This window comes from Phormidium sp. FACHB-1136, from assembly GCF_014697375.1.
GTDB lineage: Bacteria > Cyanobacteriota > Cyanobacteriia > Phormidesmidales > Phormidesmidaceae > Nodosilinea.
In genome coordinates, this window is the sequence record NZ_JACJRS010000102.1 from 1 (window position 1) to 20134 (window position 20134).

Genomic DNA, 20134 nt, shown 5'->3' on the forward strand with positions numbered 1-20134 from the left:
ACGCCTCAAACTCTTGTCCCGTCAGTCCGGTCAAACGGCATAGCATCCGAGACTTCGTCCGCAACTCGGCATAGGTCATTTTCATGGGTTCTACCTGGTCGCTGTTCTTGCTATTGACTCTACTCACTCAATTTCCGATAAGGTTTAATGAGTGCATCGAGGCTTGCCCTGGAGAGGGAAAGTTCGGCAAACCACACCTGGCAGAGAATTGTCGAAGCGGGGATGGCCGGATAAATTAGCACTCAGGTGGCGAGAGTGCTAAAAACTAAGGCACCCTTCCAGGAAATTTAGCATTTCAGGGGTATAGACCTGTGTCCTACCCTTGCAGGCTGGCCCTTGGAGATTGCGAATTTCCGACCTTTTATATCGTTAGTGAATGGAGGAATGTTATGGCCGCAATTACCCTAAATGCGTCCACCGTGAAGCCCCTGGGAGACCGCATCCTGGTGAAGGTGAGCGAAGCCGAAGAAAAGACCGCTGGGGGCATTTTGCTGCCCGACACCGCCAAGGAAAAGCCCCAAGTTGGCGAAGTGATTCAAGTTGGCCTCGGCAAGCGCAACGATGACGGCAGCTACCAGGCCATCGAAGTGAAGGTGGGCGACAAGGTGCTCTACTCCAAGTACGCGGGCACCGACATCAAACTCGGCAGCGACGACTACGTGCTCCTGCGCGAGTCCGACATCCTCGCCGCTCTAGGCTAAATCTCTCCCGTAGGGTGGGCGGTGCCCACCATTCCTCGGAGCAATTACCGATCAAACCTTTCTTCAACCAAACGCAGTTAGTTTCAACAAATTCACCTTGTTGGGAGGATAGTTTTTCTTATGGCTAAAACCATCACCTACAACGAAGATGCCCGTCGTGCCCTAGAGCGCGGTTTTGATATGCTGGCCGAGGCCGTGGCCGTTACCCTTGGCCCCAAGGGTCGCAATGTGGTGCTAGAGAAGAAGTTTGGCGCACCCCAAATCATCAACGACGGTATCACCATCGCCAAGGAAATTGAGCTAGAAGACCACATCGAAAATACCGCTGTTTCCCTGCTGCGTCAGGCTGCGTCTAAGACCAACGACGCCGCTGGGGATGGCACCACCACCGCTACCGTGCTGGGCCACGCCATTGTGAAGGAAGGCCTACGCAACGTGGCCGCTGGGGCCAACGCCATTTCCCTCAAGCGCGGCATCGACAAGGCCACCGCTTACCTGGTGGATCGCATTGCCGAGCACGCCCGCCCTGTAGAAGATTCCAAGTCCATCGCCCAGGTGGGGGCTATCTCCGCCGGGAACGATGACGAAGTGGGTCAAATGATCGCCGATGCCATGGATAAGGTGGGCCGCGAGGGCGTCATCTCCCTGGAAGAAGGCAAATCCATGACCACCGAACTGGAGGTCACCGAAGGGATGCGCTTCGACAAGGGCTACCTCTCCCCCTACTTCGTCACCGACACCGAGCGGATGGAAGCGGTGCTGGAAGACCCCTACATCCTGCTGACCGACAAGAAAATCACCCTGGTGCAAGACCTGGTGCCCGTGCTAGAGCAGGTGGCCCGTTCCGGCAAGCCCCTGATGATCATCGCCGAAGACATCGAGAAAGAAGCCCTGGCCACCCTGGTGGTGAACCGGATGCGCGGTGTGCTGAACGTGGCCGCTGTCAAGGCTCCTGGGTTTGGCGACCGTCGGAAGGCCATGCTGGAAGACATCGCCGTGCTGACGGGCGGTCAGGTAATCAGCGAAGACACGGGTCTCAAGCTCGACAATGTCAAAGTTGATATGCTGGGCAGCGCCCGCCGCATCACCATCACCAAGGACACCACCACCATTGTCGCTGAAGGTAACGAGTCCTCTGTAAAGGCCCGCTGCGAGCAGATTCGTCGCCAGATCGAAGAAACCGAATCCAGCTACGACAAAGAGAAGCTGCAAGAGCGTTTGGCTAAGCTCTCTGGCGGTGTGGCGGTAATCAAAGTGGGTGCGGCCACCGAGACCGAAATGAAGGATCGCAAGCTGCGCCTGGAAGACGCCATCAACGCTACCAAGGCCGCTGTAGAAGAGGGCATCGTCCCCGGTGGCGGCACCACCCTGGCTCACCTGGCCCCCCAACTAGAGGAATGGGCCAAGGCGAACCTCAGCGGTGAAGAGTTGCTGGGTGCCCAGATCGTCACCCGTGCCCTGACCGCTCCCCTCAGCCGGATTGCCGAAAACGCAGGCTTCAACGGTGCCGTGATCGTTGAGCAGGTGAAGGAAAAAGACTTCAACATCGGCTACGACGCCGCCAACAATCGCTTTGTCGATATGTTTGAGGCTGGCATCGTTGACCCCGCCAAGGTGACTCGCTCCGGGCTGCAAAATGCGGCTTCCATCGCCTCCATGGTGCTGACCACCGAGTGCATCGTGGTCGATAAGCCCGAACCCAAGGCTGCGGCGGCGGGCGCGGGCGCGGGCATGGGCGGCGACTTCGACTACTAAGGTCGATGACTCAGCGAAACCCTGGCTGATTCCCCCGGTTTGGTAGGGCCGGGAGACCCTGCCCCTACAGATTTCCTCTCCTGTGGGGAGAGGGACTGGGGGCGAGGGCCAAAGCCTAGGCCAAAACTCACAACAATCCCTGACCTGCCTCCCTAGGAGGCCATTAGGTCGGGGATTGTTTGCCCTTGGGATCGGCACGGATCACGTTATACCAAATCCTAATACCAAATCCTAATCGCATAACCCCGATTCCCAGCCCAGCAAACCTTAGGGGCGGGGTCTCCTCGCCCGCTGATATCGGGAGCAAACAAGCCGGATTTGGTATTATCCCCTAGCAGATGTGCCCCGTTCGCAGGACAAGGCGACCCAGTCCCTTCATGGGTAGGGCCGTCGTCGGCGATCTGGCCCTTCGCTCTATCAAGTTCGACCAGGCGCTTTACGGGTTGTCTCCGTACTAAGGATCCTAATATCAACCCAGGAACCACGCAACTTGGGAAGGAGCTAGGATTTTAGGCTACTGAATGCCAACGAGTTCAATATCGAAAATCAACGTTTCTCCGGCGAGGGGATGGTTGGCATCCAGGGTAACGTCGCTTTCAGATAGATCTGACACCAGGACAGGAACGGCTTGCCCATCTGGCCCCTGCAACTGAAGCTGAATGCCCACCTCCAAGGGAATATCAGCGGGAATCTGCTGACGATCCACCACCATCACCATTTCGTCGCGGTAAGGGCCATAGGCTTGCTCGGAGGAGATGACTTCGGTTTTCGATTCTCCTAGGCTCATGCCCATCACCGCCGACTCAAAGCCGGGAATCACCTGGCCACGGCCCAGAGCAAACTCCAGCGGGTCACGGTCGCGGGAGGAATCGAACACGGTGCCATCTTCGAGCTTCCCGGTGTAGTGAATGGCAACGATGTCGCCGGATTTGGCCTGGGTCATGGCAAAGTCCTTCAAACTTGACTAGGGCGTGCCCACCTAAGCTAGCGAAGGTTCGACCCGTTGGGGGAAATCTGAGGATTTTTATAAGGTTTGGTTCACGGTCATCCTGCCGACCCCTGGCGCAGTTGTTCCTGGGTGATGCGTTCACGATCTAGGGCCAGTTCCATTTCCATTTCCTTGCCCAAAAAGTAGTTCAAAAACGTCCGAATGACGGCAATCATGCCCAGCCGCGCCAAGTCTTGCACCGTTGGAGCCACCGTCGTCCCCAAAATATCCGCCCCCAGTTGAAATTCCAGCGCCAGGGCCAACCAACTGCCAAAGGCTAGCCGCACTTGGTTAAAGGGAAACCCTTGCCCATAGGATTGTCGCCGCAGCACGCCCCACAGCCGCGCCGTTTTAACTAGACCGACCACAATACACAGCACCGAAATCGCCTCTAGTACAAAGGTGGTCATCATCACCACCTGCTCTAGCCCACGCTCTAGGGCTTCCATCAGCATGACTTCACCTCCGTCCTTGTGCCATGGGTTTAACGCGATGGGCTACTCTTACCACACGCCTCAGCCCATAGATCTGGGCTGGGATGATTGATGTTCAAGATCCCGCCCTGCCCCCCAGGATTTGATACGCTGAAAGGCCGTAGACCCCGCATTGTCAAGGTTGTCCTATGCCCGCACCGATGGAAACCCCCGATCAGCAAATTGCCACCCTAGAAGCCAACGCCCTGAAAATCTGCCAGGTGTGCGACCAAGGCTACCAGGCTTTCGGCGAGAAGGGTACCGTCATCGTCCTGCGCCAGTTGGAAAACCCGTCCCTAGCCCTGGAAGACTGGCAGATAAAGTATCGCCCCCTCAGCCGCATTGACGATATTCTCTCAGATTGGAAGCAAACCCCGCTCCAAGACATGATTATCCGCTACAACCCGGATGTTTCTGTCGTCTGCACCTTCCTTTATCCCAACGGTGCCCACACCAGCTACCACTTCGGCAAAGTCTCCCCAGAAGAGAACTCACGATGACTCCGGTTAAAGGAAGCGTCATACCTGCACTCACCTGACTGGGGTGGCCCCCAACCGTCAGATTCTCGTCCTTAGCACCGCCTCTTCCCGGCAAGGCCTATGACCAAGGTATCCTCAATGCTGAAGGATGGGCCGAGTGGATTCCCAATGCGGTTAAGATCCAGGGTGACTTGGGCTTTCAGGGGCTGCAAAACGGGTACGCCAACGTCGAGATTCCCCACAAGAAACCGAAGGGGGGACACCTCACCGATGAGCAAAAATTCGATGACCGGTCGATGCTGACCGCATCGGGGCTCTGGAACTTTTATCTGATAGCCGCTTAACCGAGGGCGGGGAAGGAACCCATGGGCAATGCTTGTAGTTGTCTACTTTTCAGCTATTTCGCAACAAGTCTACTACCCTGGGATGGCAAGCCCGACATACCAATTTTCGCCCTTGCGTTCCAGCCGTAGGGAGGAGCACTTGGCCAAAAATGTGGGGAGTTTTTTGGGTTCGCCGATTTGCTTCAGCGCTTGGCTCATGGGCTGTTGATAAACCTGGGCAAAGGCACTGCCTAGGACGGTGAGCGACACCGTGCCCCCCGGTTGTGTAACGAGGCCCGCGAGAACGGCCAGCACCGCCTGCTCTAAGGTTTGGACATTGGTGATGGGGCCAGGGAAGGGAGTCGGACCAACGCTGAGGGGACGCTCCAGAGTAGGAGCGTGGAGGGCCACTTGAACGTTGGTGGCATCGAGGGGGGTGAGCACAAAGCTAGGATCGGCTTCCAGCAATTGCTTGAGGGTCGTCACATCGCCGTAGGTTTGTAGCACTTGGTTCGGGGAGATGTGGTTGCGCTCCCGAAATAGGGCTCCCAATCGGCCAATGGTAACGGGTTGGTTGGGATGGGCCTGCTGCTCTTGCAGAATTAAGATCCTCAGCCAGCTTTTCATTTGGGTGAGGGAAGAGGGCACATGGGGGGTGGGGTCGGGGCTGGACGGTTGGGCGATGCCGGGGGCGATCTTCCCTGGGATGGCCGTTGGCAGGGAAAGACGCTGCTGGGTTTGGGTCGCCAGGTTGAAGACCTTAAACCCCTGCGAGTCGTGGCTGACCTGGTAGGGAATCATCCCCTGACGCAACAGCGTATGGCCCAGGTGCAGCAGGTCAGTATCCGCCGAACAAATAAACACTTCGCGGATGGAGGGATGGTGTAAAGAAATCAACGACGCATCCAAGGACATTTTGATGTCGGCGCTGTTTTTGCGGGAGGGAACGTGGATCATTTGGTAGCCCCGCCGATAGAATTCCTGGTCGCGGTTGCCCAGGGTGCGCCAGTTGCCAAAGGCCAGTCGATAGCGAATAGGGTATTGGGCCAGGGCTTGGAGATGGGCCTCTAGGGCGGCGGGGGGGTGCATATTTTCCGCATCCACCAACAGCAGACCCGACCAGGGCGCGTTTGGATCGATCTGAAACGAGGCGGCGGGGGTAACGGTAGAGACAGATGGGGCAACCTCTGGCGGGGCCTTGGCTGCGGCGCTAAGGGAGAGATCCGCTGGCGGGGGAGGCGGAGAAGCTGGAGCCGCAACGGGGGGGAACGGGTCGGGCTGGGGTTCGGACTGAGGACTGGGCTGGATTTGGGCGACGGGCTGAGGTTCCGGCGAAGGCGTTGAAACCGGGCTGGCGGGGGCGACCGGAGGTGGATCGGTCGTCAAAATACGCTGCACCCGCTGAAGCACCTGTCCGTGGGCTTTGGTGGTTTGAAAGGTGGGCACAAAGATCTGAGCCAACACCTCCTCAACCGTCCGTCGCAAGGTGTCTGCATTGGTCTGGTGGGCCAACTGTGCCGCCAGTTGTGCGGCTTGCACCTCCGCCGCCCCCGACCGCAGCCATTGCCGCCCCGTTTCGCTCAACAACTGGGGATGCTGCCGATACACGGCGGTGGCCGTCGTATGGATCAGGCGGGCGATGGTATCACATTGGTCTAGCCTGGGCACGGCGGGCAGAGAGGTCATGGGCAAAGGTTAGAAATAGCGCGACGAAGAACGACACCCAGTCTGCGTTGCATTTCCCATGGAGACGGTGGCGATCTTTTCCCTAGGCTACCTACTTTTGCCAGGGGCAGAGCGTTTCGCCGTGTTTTTATTCAGCCTCGGTATCGACCTCAGTATCGATGCAGATTAAAGAGCTAGGTCGGATCCATCAGCCTTGTCACCCACCCAGGCAGGCGCTAAAGCCCAGGACGCCATCTTGGCCAGCGAGGACTTCTTCCTCTTCGATAATTTCGTCCGCGCCGCCGCTGGTATTTGTGCCATCGTACAACCGGGGGGTAGCCGCAGGGATGGAGTTGCCATCAACGCCGCCGATGGCAACTAACCCTGTTGATATTCCTCAAAAGGCATGGGATCGAGGCTCAAAGTAGAGATAAATCTAGCCGAAAATAAGACATCCTTAATTTTCTGCGAATTTTCCTAGCCTCAACTAGAAAGTTTGATAGCATCGTAGGGATACTGGCTGCTGAACGACCGTAGCTGAGTGCGGCCATCTCTGAACTCTCTTGGAGTATACCCATGGGATACGTGTCGCTCGATCTAGAAAAATTGAGAGAACAACGGGCTAAAAGCTCTCCTAAATCTCCTTGGTAGTCCTATTTCGTACAGGCTAGAGAATAATCAGGCGACCCTAGAGACCTTACGGCAGTAGATTGCTGTTTTTGGCTGTTTTTTCTCTGACCCGTAGATTAATGCACTACCATCTCCTTTTCAGCACCAGATTGAATCCTTTGCGGCGTTAAACAAGACCTTTCGATCTAATTCAGGCAAAACAGGGAGCGGGATTCTGGCCTTGCCCACCGGAGCCGGGAAGACCTTTACTTCTGTGAAGTGACTGATGTAAAGATTCAGGGGGCTACGCCGCCAAAGGGGTTTTATCCTCAGCCGAGGGTTAAGGCCGTAGATTAGGGTGCTCGTGCCCCAAGCGTTCGGCCTGAATGGCCTGGGTCAAGAAGTCCAACCCATCGCGCTGTTGGGCCTGCAAGGAGGTGACTACCGTCAACATACGGGCGACAAACTCACTGCCCACCTGGGATTGAGCGCCAAAACTGGTGCGCCGCCAAATCACGGCGGGCCGCAAGGCGCGTTCTGCCGCATTGTTGGTGGGTTCAACGCCGACCCTATCGACAAACGTCCATAGGGCCGGTTCAATGGCCAGGATCTGTCGGCAGGTGCGCACGGTTTTGGCCAGTGGGGTCTTTTCCTGGGGGCCAATGTCGTAACTGGCGGCCTCCTGAAGCCATCGGTTGACCTCCGCCTGGATGGGTTGAACCGCCTGACGAAAGGCGTCGTGGGTGAGGGTGCCGTCTCGCACCTGGTACCAGAGGTGAAACAGCGTTTTCTCTGCTGCCAGCCAGCCTTCGCCTATCGCTTGAGACACCCCACTCCGTTCGGCGATACGGGTAAAATCTCGTTTCAAATGCGCCCAACAGACTTGGCGCTGCGTCACGGGGAGCCAACCATAGCCGCTGTAGCGGTCAGAGACCACGATGCCGTCGTAGGTTTCCCCCATCAAGGTCTTGGCCACCGCTTGAGAGCGACTGAGCCACACCGCAAACACACTCACCAGAGGGGTCACCAGCACCCAAATCCAGGCCCGTTTGCTGGACTCATTGGCCCCATCTCCATTGCCCTGAGTGAAGCTAGTTTCGTCGCTGTGGAGCACCCCGGACTGCTGGACATATCCCAGGGCTTGCGCCACGGGGATAGCCAGCGCGTCGCTCATCTCCTGACGCAAGCGGTTGATACTGTCGGTCGAAATCTGAATGCCCGCCAGGGCCGCTAACAAGGTTTGCACCTGCCGATGGCTTTGTCGATAGCCGCCACTCAATAACGCCACCAGCGCACTCAACCGTTCCCCGTAGCCCCGCCGAGTCACCCCTTCCGGCAACACACTACACGTCAGCGTGCCGCAATGCTCACAGCCCAACTGATGCAGGCGGTGCTCGATGACGATCGGCTCTATCGGCGGCAAGTCCACAATCTGATGCCGATAGGGCGCACGATCCTCTCCCGTCAGCGGCACTCCGCACCCTCGGCAGACCGATGGAACATGGTCTATCACCTCGGCGCAAGCCTCAATCGGGTACAAGTCTCGCGACTGACCCTCATGGCCCGGTTGGCCCCCCGTCGCCCTTTTCCCCCCTGCCGTTGGGGCCGCTTCCCTTGGCCAAAGCCTTCGCTCGACGGCGGTCGCGATGAATTCTGTGAACTTTGGCGCACCTGCTCTTCCAGATGAGCCAGGCGCTCGCTCATCGCCATAACTTGCTTGTTTAGATGGTCTAACTGTTCCTGCTGTTGGGCGATGGTTGCTAACAGGGTCGCCACTAACCCCTGCACACTAGCAGGGGTCGCCTCCCAGGCCCCTCCAGGAAGCCGGATGCCACCAATCTTAAGCTCAGAGGGGTCGTCAAAACTCATAGCATCAGCTTATACCAATACAAAATGAAGCTGAGCACAATTCAGGCTGCTTTCTGGAATTCCGCTTGGAGTAGGGCATCGAGAATGAAGTCATACCCCGTGATGGGCTGCACTTGCGCCGGGGTTAGACGGGCGAGTTCCTCATCCACCCGCTGTTGAAGCGCGTTGAGGGAGGGGAAGTTCTCGCCTTTCCAGGTGGCTTTGAGGTGCTGTCAGAAGCGTTCTATGGGGTTGAGTTCGGGACAATGGGGCGGTTGGAAGAGGGGAATGATATTTTCAGGCCACTGGATGGCCTTGGCTCGATGGACGGGCGCTCGGTCGAGTTGCATCACCACCACCGAGTCGCCGAGGGCCCGGGAGAGGTCATCGAGGAATTGCTGGAAATGGGTCTGATTCAGATGGGGGTGGGTTTGGCTCCAGTGCCATCCACTCACCGGGTCAACCACCCCATAGAGCCAGAAGGCTTCCCGAGGCCAATCCACCTTGGCGATGGGTTTGACACCCTTGGCGGTGATCCCTCGCCCCGTCTCGGTTTTGCGCCCAATCCGACTTTCGTCCTGCACCAGATACCGAATCGTGGGCAGGTTCAGCATCGATGGCAGGGCCATCAGAGCGAGGCTGAGGTTTTTTAAAAAACGTCTCTATCGCCTCTGGAGACGGCTTTACGCTCCGGGGACGGGGCACCTTGAGTTTGGCTTGTAGTTTGTTGCGCACAAACTGTCGTACTGTCTCGTAGTGCAGGCTCAGACCACACTCCTGCTCCAACCACACCACAATCGCCCCATAACTTCGAAAGCCCTCTTCCGACGCGAGACGGTGTTTCAGTTTCTCCAGCACCTCCCCCCGAATCTGGGGCACCGCTCCGGGCGCTTTCTTTTCCTCCAGCAGTGCGGCTAAGCCCCCTTGACGGTACAACAACAGCCAGCGGCTTATCATCGCAGGGCTGCGCCCCAACCGCTCACCTATCTCCTGCCGATACCGGATTTGCTTCGTCTTAATCCACCACAGCATCTGCAACCGCTCTTTGCGGAACCCCGTTTTCGCCTGCTTCAGGCTTTTCTCCAGAAAGGTTTCACTCTCGGCAATCTCAAGCACAAAGGGGCGGGCCATCCTCTCTACCCTCTCGAACGTCATCCCCTATTATGCTCAACTTCATGTCGGATTGGTATCAGCCACGATGCGACAGCCAGTATCACGATGCGACAGCCAGGGGTGATGGTCACCCCTAGCCCAGTGTGTCTTGCCTAGGGGGTTCTTTACCCCCCGTTCTTTTAATCTTTCTTTTAATTCCAAGGGTCCAACCGGGAAATAATTAAAAGAATAATTAAAAGAAGATGACCCCTAAAACCCCCTAGGGACGCTACTAGCTTCTATGTCCGGTTAGGCCATCCCTGACCCTATGGGTTAGCCGTGGTTACGGCAAACGAGAAACCGTAACGTGGCCTGTGTGGCTACGGAGTGACAATCCTAGGCCGATTACCCCTTGTTTAGGTGGCTGATACCTGCAAGGGGTAATTTCTGTTCTAGGGGCATCCTAGACGGGCTGAAAGCATAGACACCCTAGGCCGATAGAGGTGAGAGCGTAGCGGAAACCGTGCCTAGGGCCATAGAACACCCTGAAAGTAGCTCTAAGTCAGGATTACAACCGTTTATAGATTGACGCTACTTACCCCCATGGGTTAAAACATTGGTGACAGATTGGTGACACGGCACGAAGTCAGGGGCATTGGTGACAGTCCCCAAGGGGCTTGAAACCCTTGATATACAAGGGAAGCCGATGGCGGGATTTGAACCCGCGACCGCTCGATTACGAATCGAGTGCTCTACCACTGAGCCACATCGGCATAGGAACTCACAGTCAATTAGTATAACAGGGTAGGCCGTCTGCGGATGGCTCTTTTCCACCGGAATTTAGGGTCAGGGTATACTCAGGGTGAGAATGTCGAGACTCATTTCTTGAGGGGTAAGTCATGCGCCCTGCCCAGTGCCTGTCGCCACTAATGGCAAGGCGGCTAGAAAACATCCTACGGTAGCCGTCCAGTGCCCCCTATCGTGAATCCAGGAAAATTCTGGGAAGGCATTTGCTAAGCTGTTTCATGCTGCATCCCCATATCCGTGGTATGACCGATTCCCTCGATCCCGCCAAGCCTTCCTCCACCTCTGTACCTGATTCGGTGGCTCCGTCTCCCAGTGCTTCGGCAGCCAAGGAAAGTCCGATGCCAACCCCGCCGCCGCCAGCACCGCCCTCCCCTGGTTTGATTCAGCGGCTGTGGACGCTGGTGGTACGGATGCTGATTTTGGGGATGAGCATCGGCATCGGCTGGATCGCGGGTCTGTTGGTGGCCCAGGTATGGCCCTCTCGCAACCCCAACCCGCCGATACAGGAGCGGGTGATGCGCCAAACTAGCCAGGTGGTACGCAAGGTACGCCAACTGCCCCAGTGGTGGCAGGGGTCTGATCCTGCGATAGTTCCGGGGATCGATACCGTCCAGGATCCCAATGCTGCTACCGCCCAACCTGCTACCCCAGGGGAGACGACTCCTACCCCATCGCCCCTGACTCAGGAGGTGGTGACCCTTCAGCAGGAATTGGCTAGCTTGGAAACCCGACTGGCGGAGTTAGAACAACAAACGGGACAACCCGGCACGGGGGATCTCTCGGAGCGTCTGCAACAGGTTGCCCAACAAGTGTCCGCTGACCCAGACTTAGCCGATCCACCCAGCCCAGAAGCCACCGAAGATGCTGCCACCGTCGCGGACGAAGAGGCGGAGATCCGCTCCGGCGATGGGGAAGAAACCGCTACTGAGGCGACCCAACCCGTCAACGATGGACTCGGTCGCCGTGCCGCTGCCCCCTATCCCGAACCGCCCTTTCCCTTGGTCAGTGACCGAATCGGGCTACCCAGTGCCCTGCTGTTTGAACCCGGTAGCAGCCTCCTCACCCCCACCGGAAAGCAACTGCTCGATGCTATCGTGCCCGACCTGCGCCGCTTCGGGGCGGTCACCTTCCTGGTGGGTAGCCACACCGATGGCGATCTCAGTGCCGAGGAGGCCCGAACGCTGACCTTTCAGCAATCCCTCGCCGTTCAAGCCTACCTTGCGGCTCAACTGGAGGACACGAATAGTCGCTGGCTAACCGTGGGTTATGGCAAAACCCGGCCTAAGTCCGTCGGCGATGCCCCCGGCACCGAAGCCCGAAATCAGCGCATTGAGATCGGTATTATCCGTCCCTAGGTCGCCCCGTGGATCACAGCGTTGTTCTATCGTTGCAGCAACCAGCGTCCTAGACCCACGATCCCCAACGGCATGGGGGCTAGGCTCAATAGGGTGAACCACAGAGCGCCCTCCGCTGCTGCCCACAGAATTGATTGATAGTGAATATTTAGGCCCGTCCCAGCCACAATGGCCAGTAGGCTAGCCATCAACACCCAGCGGCGGCGGCGACGGCTTAGGAACGCTCCAACACAGCTCACTAGACCCGCGACAAGCGAGACCATCAACAGGGCATAGAACATAAACAGGGGCAGAAAAAAGGCGAGAAACGTCATAGATTCATTGGGACTCCGACGGGATGCTAAACGTGGCCCTCTCAACCGAGGGACACCCATCACGGTTTAGGATAAGGGCTGAACAGCGAAGGATTGAAAGCCGCGATGCGAATCGTCTTTTTGGGGACGCCCCATTTTGCCGTGCCCAGCCTGAAACGGCTGCTGGCGGATCCCGATTTTGAGGTGGTGGCCGTGGTCACCCAGCCGGATAAACGCCGGGGACGGGGGAGCCAGGTGGACGCTTCCCCCGTGAAGCAGGCGGCGTTGGAGGCGGGCTGTCCGATTCTACAACCGCGTCGCATCAAAAAAGACGAGCCCTGTCTTAGTGCCCTAGAATCCCTGGGGGCCGATGCCTTTGTGGTGGTGGCCTATGGGCAACTCCTATCCCAACGCATTTTGGACATGCCCCGCCTAGGTTGCATCAACGGTCACGGGTCGCTGTTGCCCGCCTATCGAGGAGCCGCCCCAATTCAGTGGTGCATCGTCCACGGAGCCACGGAAACAGGCATGACCACTATGCACATGGACATCGGCATGGATACAGGGGCGATGCTGCTGAAATCCCACCTGCCCATTGGCCTGTTGGATAATTTCTACGACGTTGCTGCTGCCCTAGCCAACCAATGCGCGGATCTGCTGGTAGACACCCTCCACGGCCTCGCCGCCCACCGCCTCACCCCCGAACCCCAAGACGACACCCTCGCCACCTATGCGCCGCTGATCCAAAAAGAAGACTATCGGCTGGACTGGAGCCAGTCGGCCCTGAATCTGCACAACCGAGTGCGGGGGTTCTATCCCAATGCTGAAACCACCCTGCGCGATCAGCCCCTCAAGGTGTTGGCCACGGCCCCCTTGGGCGATCCCTATTGGTCACAATTGCCCGCCGACTTGGCCCAACTGCGGCCTACCCTAGACGCCCTGGCCTCTAACCTAGAATCTCCCCATCCCGGTGAGATCGTAGGGCTACTGAAGGGGCACGGCCCCCTCGTGCAAACCGGAGACGGGCTGTTGCTGTTGCGCGAGGTCAAACCCAGCGGCAAAAAAGCCCAGCGGGGGCAAGATTTCGTCAATGGTAGCCGCCTAACCCTTGGGGAAGCGTTGGTTTAGTCGTCCAGAAGGTATGGGTGGTCAACACTACAAAGCAAAGGGGACTGGCGCGATGGCGACTGTCATGGAGAACACTTTTCTGGCTTAAGGTGGTCTTTACAATTCCGTCAACACGTTCTCCCCTTTTGCCATGACCACCACCACCGAACCCCCAGTCACCCAGCCCCACAAGGGCAATGAGGACTATCCCCTCAGTCCCGTTCCCGTTTCCGCCCGCCGCCCCTTGATTTCCCTCGCGCCCATCCTAGCGGGGTTTACCCTCTATTCCGGCACCCTGTTTGCCGGGGGAATCATTGGGCCATCGTTCCAGTTTTGGCCCAACCTGGTGGGCCTGATCATCATTGGCAACCTAATTCTGGGTCTTTATGCGGCCCTACTGGGCTACATTGCTGGCGAAACCGGGCTCACTACGGTCTTGATGGCTCGGTTTAGCTTTGGCAATGTGGGGTCTCGCTGGGTAGATTTCATCCTGGGCTTTACCCAAATTGGCTGGTATGCCTGGGGGTCTGCCCTCATGGCTGAATTGCTAAACAGCCTAGCCGGAGTACCGGAATCCTGGAACGGGCTGATTATTCTGTTCTTTACCTACGCCTTTTGCTCCACCGCCTACTTTGGCTACACGGCCATGGATTGGCTCAGTCGTCTGGCGGTTCCGGCCATGGTGGTGCTGATGGCCCTGAGCCTCTCCATCGCAGCCGGGGATGTAGGCGGTTTTGCCGGACTGCAAGCCCTAGACATTGCCGATCCCCTGCCCCTCAGCGTCGCCATCACCATCATTGTGGGCACCTTTGTCTCTGGGGGCACCCAGGCCACCAACTGGAGCCGCTTTGCTCACAACGGCAAAATGGGGTTTATCGCCACGCTGATCGCCTTCTTTCTCGGCAACGGTTTTTTGATTTTCTCTGGAGCCTTCTGCGCCAAGGTCTACGGTGAACCAGACATCGTGCAGGTGATGGCCCAGCAGGGGCTATTGGTCGGCGGGCTCATCCTGTTCTTCCTCAATATGTGGACGACCCAAGACAACACCATCTACGCCTTTTCCATCGCCGGATCGAATATGTTCCGCACCAATAAGCGCACTCTGTTTGTGCTGGGCGGGGCCACCCTGGCGCTGTTTATGGCCTGGGGCGGCATCTATGCCATGCTGGTCAACTATCTCATTTTGCTGGGCACCTTCATTCCTCCCATTGGCGGCATCATTATGGCCGACTACTGGATTCACCGCCGAGGCCAATTCCCTGATCTAGAAACCCCTCAGCCCGCCTTCCATTGGCCCGGTATTCTTGCTTACCTCCTGGCTTCGGGGATTGCCTACGGGTCTAACCAGATGTCCTGGGGGATTGTCCCCCTCAATGGCATCGTTTCAGCGGCAGTACTCTACGTGCTGCTGAGCAAACTTTGGCCGAGTTCTAATACACGTTGATCAACACGGAGAGAATTGCTTAGAAGGCGTTTCCAAAACCTCCGTATTTACCAGTAGGCAATACCCCCTGGGCACGGCAAAATCGGCGTCTAGGGGGCTTTTTTAGGGCATAAATTAGACCAGCACAAAGACCCCAAACGGCTGTAATTCTTTCTGGATAAAGGGTTTAGACCTAGACACCCTAGCCCGTAATTCAGCGGATTGAACGTTACGAAAGTTCACCGTGAACTACGGGGATTTTTCCGGGGAGTATCCGTGAGTCGAGTATAGGGAATCACATAGAAAATGGTTTTGAAAAATATCGGTATTTACTTAGAAAAAAATGAGTGTACTGATATTCAAACCCTTAAGTTCCCTGATTCAACGATTGCGTCTGGAGTTCACCATGAAAAGTCACCACCACCACCTGTATCAAGCGTCTTGTATGGCCTTTAGTGCCAGCTTCTGGCTGCTGTTTGGCGTATTGCTATGGCGCATGGACTTTTCCGCGATGGACTTAGTTCACTTTGGCCAAGCGGTCGCCGATAGCACCAGCCTCAACGGCGTAGAAGAGGTGAGGCAGTCTGGCTTTTTACCCTAGACGAATGGATCAAGGGCAGGCCAAGGTCGAACACCGTCGCCACCCATCTCGCCTCAACGCCATTCCCGGTACAGGCCGAGTTTGGAGTACCCGCAACTCCAAACTCGCCTACGGCAAAAACCGATCCAGCGCCGCCTTCAGTTCAGCAATTTCCTCGTCAATATTGCCGACTTCAGCGGCACGGCTAATGCATTCCGTCAGGTGTTCATCCAAAATCACACGGGCCACCCGATCTAGTGCCCCTCGCACCGCTGCAATTTGCACCAACACATCAGGGCAAGGGCGGCTTTCTTGCACCATGGTTTTGATGCCCCGAATATGGCCCTCAATCCGCGACAGGCGGTTGACAATACGCCGAAGAGATTCAGGGTCGTGGACATGGGGATGCACGGCCCGATGGCTATCGCTCGGCTGATCCACCGTGGAGCAGCCATCAGGGTGATGGGGGATGCCATGGTCATGGAATTCGGAATGACCATGGGCCGGGATAGGAGAGATGGGATCGTGCAAGGGGATTCAGGAAGGAGCGAAACAACAGCCGAGGAATAGGGTTAGCCCTAGCAATCTAGGGACAGGCTACCCAGAAACTCCGTCACCGCCCATACCCAGGGAAACGGGTGGCGATTATGGAGCAAGGGAGGGATCAGATTAAGGAGCGGGTTGAAAGCCCGATAGTTGGGCCAAGTCCTCTAGGGATTTCACCCCAGGGTAGAGTTGGCCATTAATTTCCCAGGTAGGATAGGCTTGGATGCCCTTGGCACTACAGAGATCGGGCTGGGCATTTTCCCCATCGGCGGCACATTCCACGTAGGGTACCTGGCCAATGGCATCGCCAAACATTGCTTTTTGATCGGCACAGTGGGGACACCAGTAGGCTCCATACATGGCGCTACCTGTGGCGGCAAGGTGCTGTGCCAGAGATGCCTCCGGGGTAGCAGCGGCGACCTCAAGGCTACCGTTGTCTACGGCAGAACTGACAGGCAACGACGGATTATTCCCGCATCCCACCATGAGCAGAGCCGTCAGAACTAGCCCACCCCAAAGATAGGAGCGCTGAAACTTATCCGTTCCAGGTGGCCCACCAAACCAATGGGCGATGTTTTTTATCATGGTCATGCTTCCCCCCGCCGTGGGCCTTGATGTCTTTAGCCAATATAGCGCTACCCCCTTCATCCTGCCCGCCGATTCACCGGGGGGCGGATGGTGATGTTACGCCTGGACATCTGACCTATAAGTCTTGGCTGAGGGCGGGAGGTGACGGGGTCGCGGCGTCGTAGACGGGGTTAAGGATGCCATTAAACACCGTGAGCACCTGGGGTGGGGTGGCATCGGCGGGATAGATCAGATCAATCGCTACCTCCCGACGGGTGTTGGGGGGAAGGGTGAGCCGCAGCAGGGATTCTCCCTCTTGGCCACGGCGCTGAACGAGGTGAACGTCGTGGGTTTGATCAAGGCCGATCTGATTTCTAAACCGTAGGCGCACCGTACCCCGGAAGAAAATCCGGTCTTCGGGGGGACGACGGAAGCGCAACCCAGCCACCAAGTTATCGTCTTGCAAGGGCGTCTGGAACTTGAGGGTCACCGTTTGGGTGGTGTCCATATTGTTTTGCAGGGGCAAGTTGAGGCTATAGCGGACGCCGTAGTTGCCGTGGGAGCGAAAGGCGGTATCGGGGTACCGAGCCACCATGGGCGCACTTTGAATTTGCCCTGTACCAAAGGTATTGCGATCCACCGAACTGATCACGTAGGAGACGGAGTTCCCTGGCGCAGGTACCGTCAGCACCTCAGAGTCGGCGTTGTCCGTGAGGTTGGCCCGCCAGACCGACCCCTTGGCTACCCCGGCCACGCGACCATAGTAAAAACGACCACTGCGGAAGGTAGAGGGATCTGAGGGGGGAATGTCCCTTGGCCCCGCTAACCGCCCCTGCTTAAGAATTCGGATCCAATCGCTTAGAGTAGGCACCTTTTCATCGCCGGAGGCGGTGCGGTCGGCATACTTGGCCAGACTGGCCACATGCACCGGGCCATCGCTGGTCAAATACATCATGGCGGTGCGGCCATTGCTTGGAATGGGGCGATCAACGACAGGGGGAGGCGGTAAAACTTCGCCGTTTTCGCCCAAAATCTGAGCCTCAGCAGCGGCCACCGTCACCGGACGCACCTGGGGTTTGGGGATGATGGCCCCTTGGGGATGGCTACCGTTGGCGGGCACCGTCAGTTGGCGCAGCGGGATCGGCGTGTTCATCAACAGATGCACATGACCGGGGGGAATGGTGATGGAGCGGGGCCAATGGGGCTGGGTGGCTCCGCGCAGCATATCCGTCGCCGTGCGGCTGCCTGGGCCTGCAAACACGTTGCCGTTGGTGCTCAGCCGCATATCGGGCAACTGAATGAAGGGGGCTTCCTGGCTGAGGTAGCTTACCCCTTGGTCGATGGTGACCGTAACGGGCTCACTGCCGGGGTTGTAGACCACGACGCCCAAAAACAAGGTGCGCCGATCATCAGCATTCAAACCACGGGCAATGTGGTGGGCAAAAATATCGAAGCGGCCATTGAAGGCGTAGTTGAGGTGGGCGGCTGGGGTGGCCATACCCTCCTGGGGAAAGGTCGAGAGCAAAATGCCCTCCTGCTGCACCACCTCAGGACTGTTGCTATTGAAGACCGGAACGTCATCGAGACCACCGGGAAGAGGCCGCACCTCCTGCCGCCGAATCACCTCTGCATAGGTGCCATCGCGGGAGAGAACCACGGTTTCCGTAGGGTTCGGAGCCGCGACCTCAGTTTGGGGAACCTGGGCAAGAACTGGTGAAAGCGTCAAGGCAACAAGTGCGCTTAGCATGGCAATCGCAAAAACTACGAAAAATTAACACATATAAGGCTTTCCCCAGCGGGGCCAACCTCGCTTGGTAGACCTACCCCCGAATGCCGACTGGAACGAGACCAGTTTTAGCCTGATCCAAGATACCATCCTGCGGCCATACTCATTTCATGCTCTATGGCCAGAAATTGAAGGATATCTCAACAATTCAACCCCGCAAGGGGCTGGACAGCCGAGCCTCTGGTGGGGTAAGCGTGAGGGCAAACAGGAGTCATGGCAGTATATTGGTACAAGAGTCATAGCAGATTTCAGGAAAAATATGACACAGACCAGGGACTGAACCCCCTAGTTCATGGGCCCATCAGTTGTGCATCACCCATCAGAGAACCGCCCTAGGGATTTCCTTGGGAGCAGGACGGGATAGATCTGTGAAGATTAGTCACCCAGGCTCAATCCAGCGCAACCGATCTCGTAGGATAAAAGTGTTAGGGAAACCCTGATGGTACCTGATTTTCACAAAGGTTGAATCGTCGCCATAGAATCCACCAAATTCTATCCATGCTTCGCTGGGATTCTCTTCGGATGGAAAGCTGATAGATCCTGGTGTTAGGGCTCTTGGCATAGGTTTTGCCTTTGGTGCCATTGATCTTGAGCCGTTGTAAACCGGATAAGGTGACGCCCATGAAACGCTCCATGCTTTCGTTTTTTGGCTCTGCGCTTGACGGGTTAACTCAGTATTTTGTCGATCCCATTGCCCGGATTTTTGGCCCCAGTGACGATAACTATCCTGCCATTGGTGTACAACCCTTCGATGGTGAACCCTTTGCCCAACGAATTGAAATTTACAGCGAAATTTAGTCCGGCGAGGAGACTGAGCTCGACTTTATCCAATTAGGCAGCATGGCAAAGTAACTCGGCCCAGATGTCGAAGATAGGGCGCGGGACTTTAACGTACTCAAGGTCATCTTGCGATGTCTGAAAAAGCCGAGAGGCCCATAGATAGCGACGGACGAAGGCCAAGGCATCCGCGAAGGTCGGGCAAGGCTTCGTGTACCAGGCGGTATGAGGGAGGGGGAAGATAAAGTTGGGGTGCAGGCGCTGGGTGAGGAGCACGACCAGCGAGAACAGGGCCAATAGGGCAGGCGTCGTGCGTTGGATCGCGAAGTCAGACCACTGTCGCTGGGTTTCGACACCCAAATGAGCCCGCACCTCCTGGAAGGTGACTTCGACTTGCCAGCGTTGCCGAAACCAGAGCAAGATTTGGGCGGGTGTGGCCTCCAGATCCGTACAGAGAAAGGCCTGAGGCTCCAACTTGGATAGCGGGTCCCGGACTAAGACCCAACGAATGGGGACGGGGGGAAGTCCAGTGTGGTACCACACCGCTGTTTGGGAAACCCATTCTAAGGTGTAGGTTTGCTGACCATACCAACCCTCCAGGGTCAGGGACTGCCAGCGGGTGGTGGAATCCTCTAAGCGAGTTTTTAGGGTGGGTAAGCGTTGCCCGACTTTGCGGGGACGACCGATGGTGTGGGCGTCCCGGGGCGGAGCGGGTTCATAAAGGGCCGCATCTAAGCGCAGTCGAGTGACGATGTGAACCGGATTGGGCAGATGACTCACTGAGGCCAAAAAGTCTAGCGCCGCGAAGCTACTGTCGGCCACCACCACCATGGGCCGATGGCCCAGCCAGCGCCGGACTTGAACCAGCATTTGTCTAGCCCAGTCCGTTAACGCTTTGTGCCGTCGCCCTTGGCTGTGGTTGTAGCGCTCTGACGGCGCGAGTACGGTTAAAAACGGTAA

The 20134-nt window shown here is 57.1% G+C and carries 21 protein-coding genes and 1 tRNA gene; 9 read left to right on the forward strand and 13 right to left on the reverse strand.

The genetic code is table 11. The annotated features are described in order from the left end of the window. Window positions 1-389: 389 nt before the first annotated feature. Both groES and groL read left to right on the forward strand, forming a co-directional pair. The gene (gene groES, locus H6G62_RS21820; RefSeq protein ID WP_190499111.1) at window positions 390-701 is read left to right on the forward strand and encodes a co-chaperone GroES; all 312 of its coding nucleotides are present in this window, start codon (window positions 390-392) and stop codon (window positions 699-701) included. 120 nt (window positions 702-821) lie between these two features. Continuing rightward, window positions 822-2456, forward strand: coding sequence for a chaperonin GroEL (groL, locus tag H6G62_RS21825; protein ID WP_190499113.1), 1635 nt, complete (start codon window positions 822-824; stop codon window positions 2454-2456). 514 nt (window positions 2457-2970) lie between these two features. On the opposite strand, the gene H6G62_RS21830 is transcribed toward groL, so the two are convergent. Together H6G62_RS21830 and H6G62_RS21835 are read right to left on the reverse strand one after the other, a co-directional pair. Next, window positions 2971-3399, reverse strand: coding sequence for a peptidylprolyl isomerase (locus H6G62_RS21830; protein ID WP_190499115.1), 429 nt, complete (start codon window positions 3397-3399; stop codon window positions 2971-2973). Between the two features lie 101 nt (window positions 3400-3500). Continuing rightward, the gene (locus tag H6G62_RS21835; protein ID WP_242052215.1) at window positions 3501-3899 is read right to left on the reverse strand and encodes a DUF1622 domain-containing protein; all 399 of its coding nucleotides are present in this window, start codon (window positions 3897-3899) and stop codon (window positions 3501-3503) included. Window positions 3900-4066: 167 nt separating this feature from the next. Between H6G62_RS21835 and H6G62_RS21840 the strand changes: the two genes are divergently transcribed. After that, window positions 4067-4417: a hypothetical protein gene (locus H6G62_RS21840; protein WP_190499117.1), complete on the forward strand. Its 351-nt coding sequence runs from the start codon at window positions 4067-4069 to the stop codon at window positions 4415-4417. 395 nt (window positions 4418-4812) lie between these two features. Here the strand turns inward: H6G62_RS21840 and H6G62_RS21845 are convergent, their stop codons facing one another. Beyond that, window positions 4813-6405, reverse strand: a complete 1593-nt coding sequence (locus tag H6G62_RS21845) for an NYN domain-containing protein (RefSeq protein ID WP_190499119.1) — start codon at window positions 6403-6405, stop codon at window positions 4813-4815. 193 nt (window positions 6406-6598) lie between these two features. Here H6G62_RS21845 and H6G62_RS21850 point away from each other — a divergent pair, with 193 nt between their 5' ends. Beyond that, window positions 6599-6766, forward strand: coding sequence for a hypothetical protein (locus H6G62_RS21850; RefSeq protein ID WP_190499120.1), 168 nt, complete (start codon window positions 6599-6601; stop codon window positions 6764-6766). A 567-nt stretch (window positions 6767-7333) separates the two neighbouring features. On the opposite strand, the gene H6G62_RS21860 is transcribed toward H6G62_RS21850, so the two are convergent. The 5 genes from H6G62_RS21860 to H6G62_RS21880 form a co-directional block, all read right to left on the reverse strand. After that, window positions 7334-8506 carry an IS66 family transposase gene (locus tag H6G62_RS21860; protein WP_347239400.1) on the reverse strand — a complete coding sequence of 391 codons (1173 nt, stop codon included), beginning with the start codon at window positions 8504-8506 and terminating at the stop codon, window positions 7334-7336. After that, window positions 8503-8862 (reverse strand): SlyX family protein, encoded by a 360-nt coding sequence (locus H6G62_RS21865; protein ID WP_190499124.1) that lies wholly within the window; start codon window positions 8860-8862, stop codon window positions 8503-8505. The genes H6G62_RS21860 and H6G62_RS21865 overlap by 4 nt, the downstream gene beginning before the upstream one ends. Before the next feature lie 212 nt (window positions 8863-9074). Continuing rightward, a complete protein-coding gene (locus H6G62_RS21870; RefSeq protein ID WP_347239401.1) occupies window positions 9075-9407 on the reverse strand; it encodes a transposase in 333 nt (110 codons plus the stop codon). Next, the gene (locus H6G62_RS28680; protein ID WP_190499126.1) at window positions 9301-9972 is read right to left on the reverse strand and encodes a helix-turn-helix domain-containing protein; all 672 of its coding nucleotides are present in this window, start codon (window positions 9970-9972) and stop codon (window positions 9301-9303) included. The genes H6G62_RS21870 and H6G62_RS28680 overlap by 107 nt, the downstream gene beginning before the upstream one ends. Window positions 9973-10634: 662 nt before the next feature. After that, a tRNA-Thr gene (locus H6G62_RS21880) sits at window positions 10635-10706 on the reverse strand. Window positions 10707-10958: 252 nt separating this feature from the next. Between H6G62_RS21880 and H6G62_RS21885 the strand changes: the two genes are divergently transcribed. Further along, on the forward strand, window positions 10959-12095 hold the full coding sequence (locus H6G62_RS21885; RefSeq protein WP_190499128.1) for an OmpA family protein: 1137 nt from the start codon (window positions 10959-10961) through the stop codon (window positions 12093-12095). Window positions 12096-12121: 26 nt separating this feature from the next. On the opposite strand, the gene H6G62_RS21890 is transcribed toward H6G62_RS21885, so the two are convergent. Then, window positions 12122-12409, reverse strand: a complete 288-nt coding sequence (locus H6G62_RS21890; protein ID WP_190499130.1) for a hypothetical protein — start codon at window positions 12407-12409, stop codon at window positions 12122-12124. A gap of 105 nt (window positions 12410-12514) precedes the next feature. On the opposite strand from H6G62_RS21890, the gene fmt reads away from it, so the two are divergent. From fmt to H6G62_RS21905, 3 genes are all read left to right on the forward strand, one after another. Next, entirely contained in the window at window positions 12515-13516 is a 1002-nt protein-coding gene (gene fmt / locus H6G62_RS21895) for a methionyl-tRNA formyltransferase (protein ID WP_190499132.1), read from the forward strand. Window positions 13517-13646: 130 nt separating this feature from the next. Beyond that, the gene (codB, locus tag H6G62_RS21900; RefSeq protein WP_190499134.1) at window positions 13647-14939 is read left to right on the forward strand and encodes a cytosine permease; all 1293 of its coding nucleotides are present in this window, start codon (window positions 13647-13649) and stop codon (window positions 14937-14939) included. A gap of 385 nt (window positions 14940-15324) precedes the next feature. Then, window positions 15325-15519: a hypothetical protein gene (locus tag H6G62_RS21905; protein ID WP_190499136.1), complete on the forward strand. Its 195-nt coding sequence runs from the start codon at window positions 15325-15327 to the stop codon at window positions 15517-15519. 108 nt (window positions 15520-15627) lie between these two features. Here the strand turns inward: H6G62_RS21905 and H6G62_RS21910 are convergent, their stop codons facing one another. The 3 genes from H6G62_RS21910 to H6G62_RS21920 form a co-directional block, all read right to left on the reverse strand. Next, complete coding sequence (locus H6G62_RS21910; RefSeq protein WP_347239402.1) at window positions 15628-15939, reverse strand: metal-sensitive transcriptional regulator; 312 nt, start codon at window positions 15937-15939, stop codon at window positions 15628-15630. Window positions 15940-16167: 228 nt separating this feature from the next. After that, a complete protein-coding gene (locus H6G62_RS21915; protein ID WP_190499138.1) occupies window positions 16168-16635 on the reverse strand; it encodes a hypothetical protein in 468 nt (155 codons plus the stop codon). Between the two features lie 112 nt (window positions 16636-16747). Next, window positions 16748-18337, reverse strand: coding sequence for a DUF3370 domain-containing protein (locus H6G62_RS21920; RefSeq protein ID WP_199325175.1), 1590 nt, complete (start codon window positions 18335-18337; stop codon window positions 16748-16750). 681 nt (window positions 18338-19018) lie between these two features. On the opposite strand from H6G62_RS21920, the gene H6G62_RS21925 reads away from it, so the two are divergent. Continuing rightward, window positions 19019-19195, forward strand: coding sequence for a hypothetical protein (locus H6G62_RS21925; protein ID WP_190499152.1), 177 nt, complete (start codon window positions 19019-19021; stop codon window positions 19193-19195). A 33-nt stretch (window positions 19196-19228) separates the two neighbouring features. On the opposite strand, the gene H6G62_RS21930 is transcribed toward H6G62_RS21925, so the two are convergent. After that, window positions 19229-20134: transposase (locus H6G62_RS21930; protein ID WP_190499142.1), on the reverse strand; the 906-nt coding region annotated here is incomplete at its 5' end.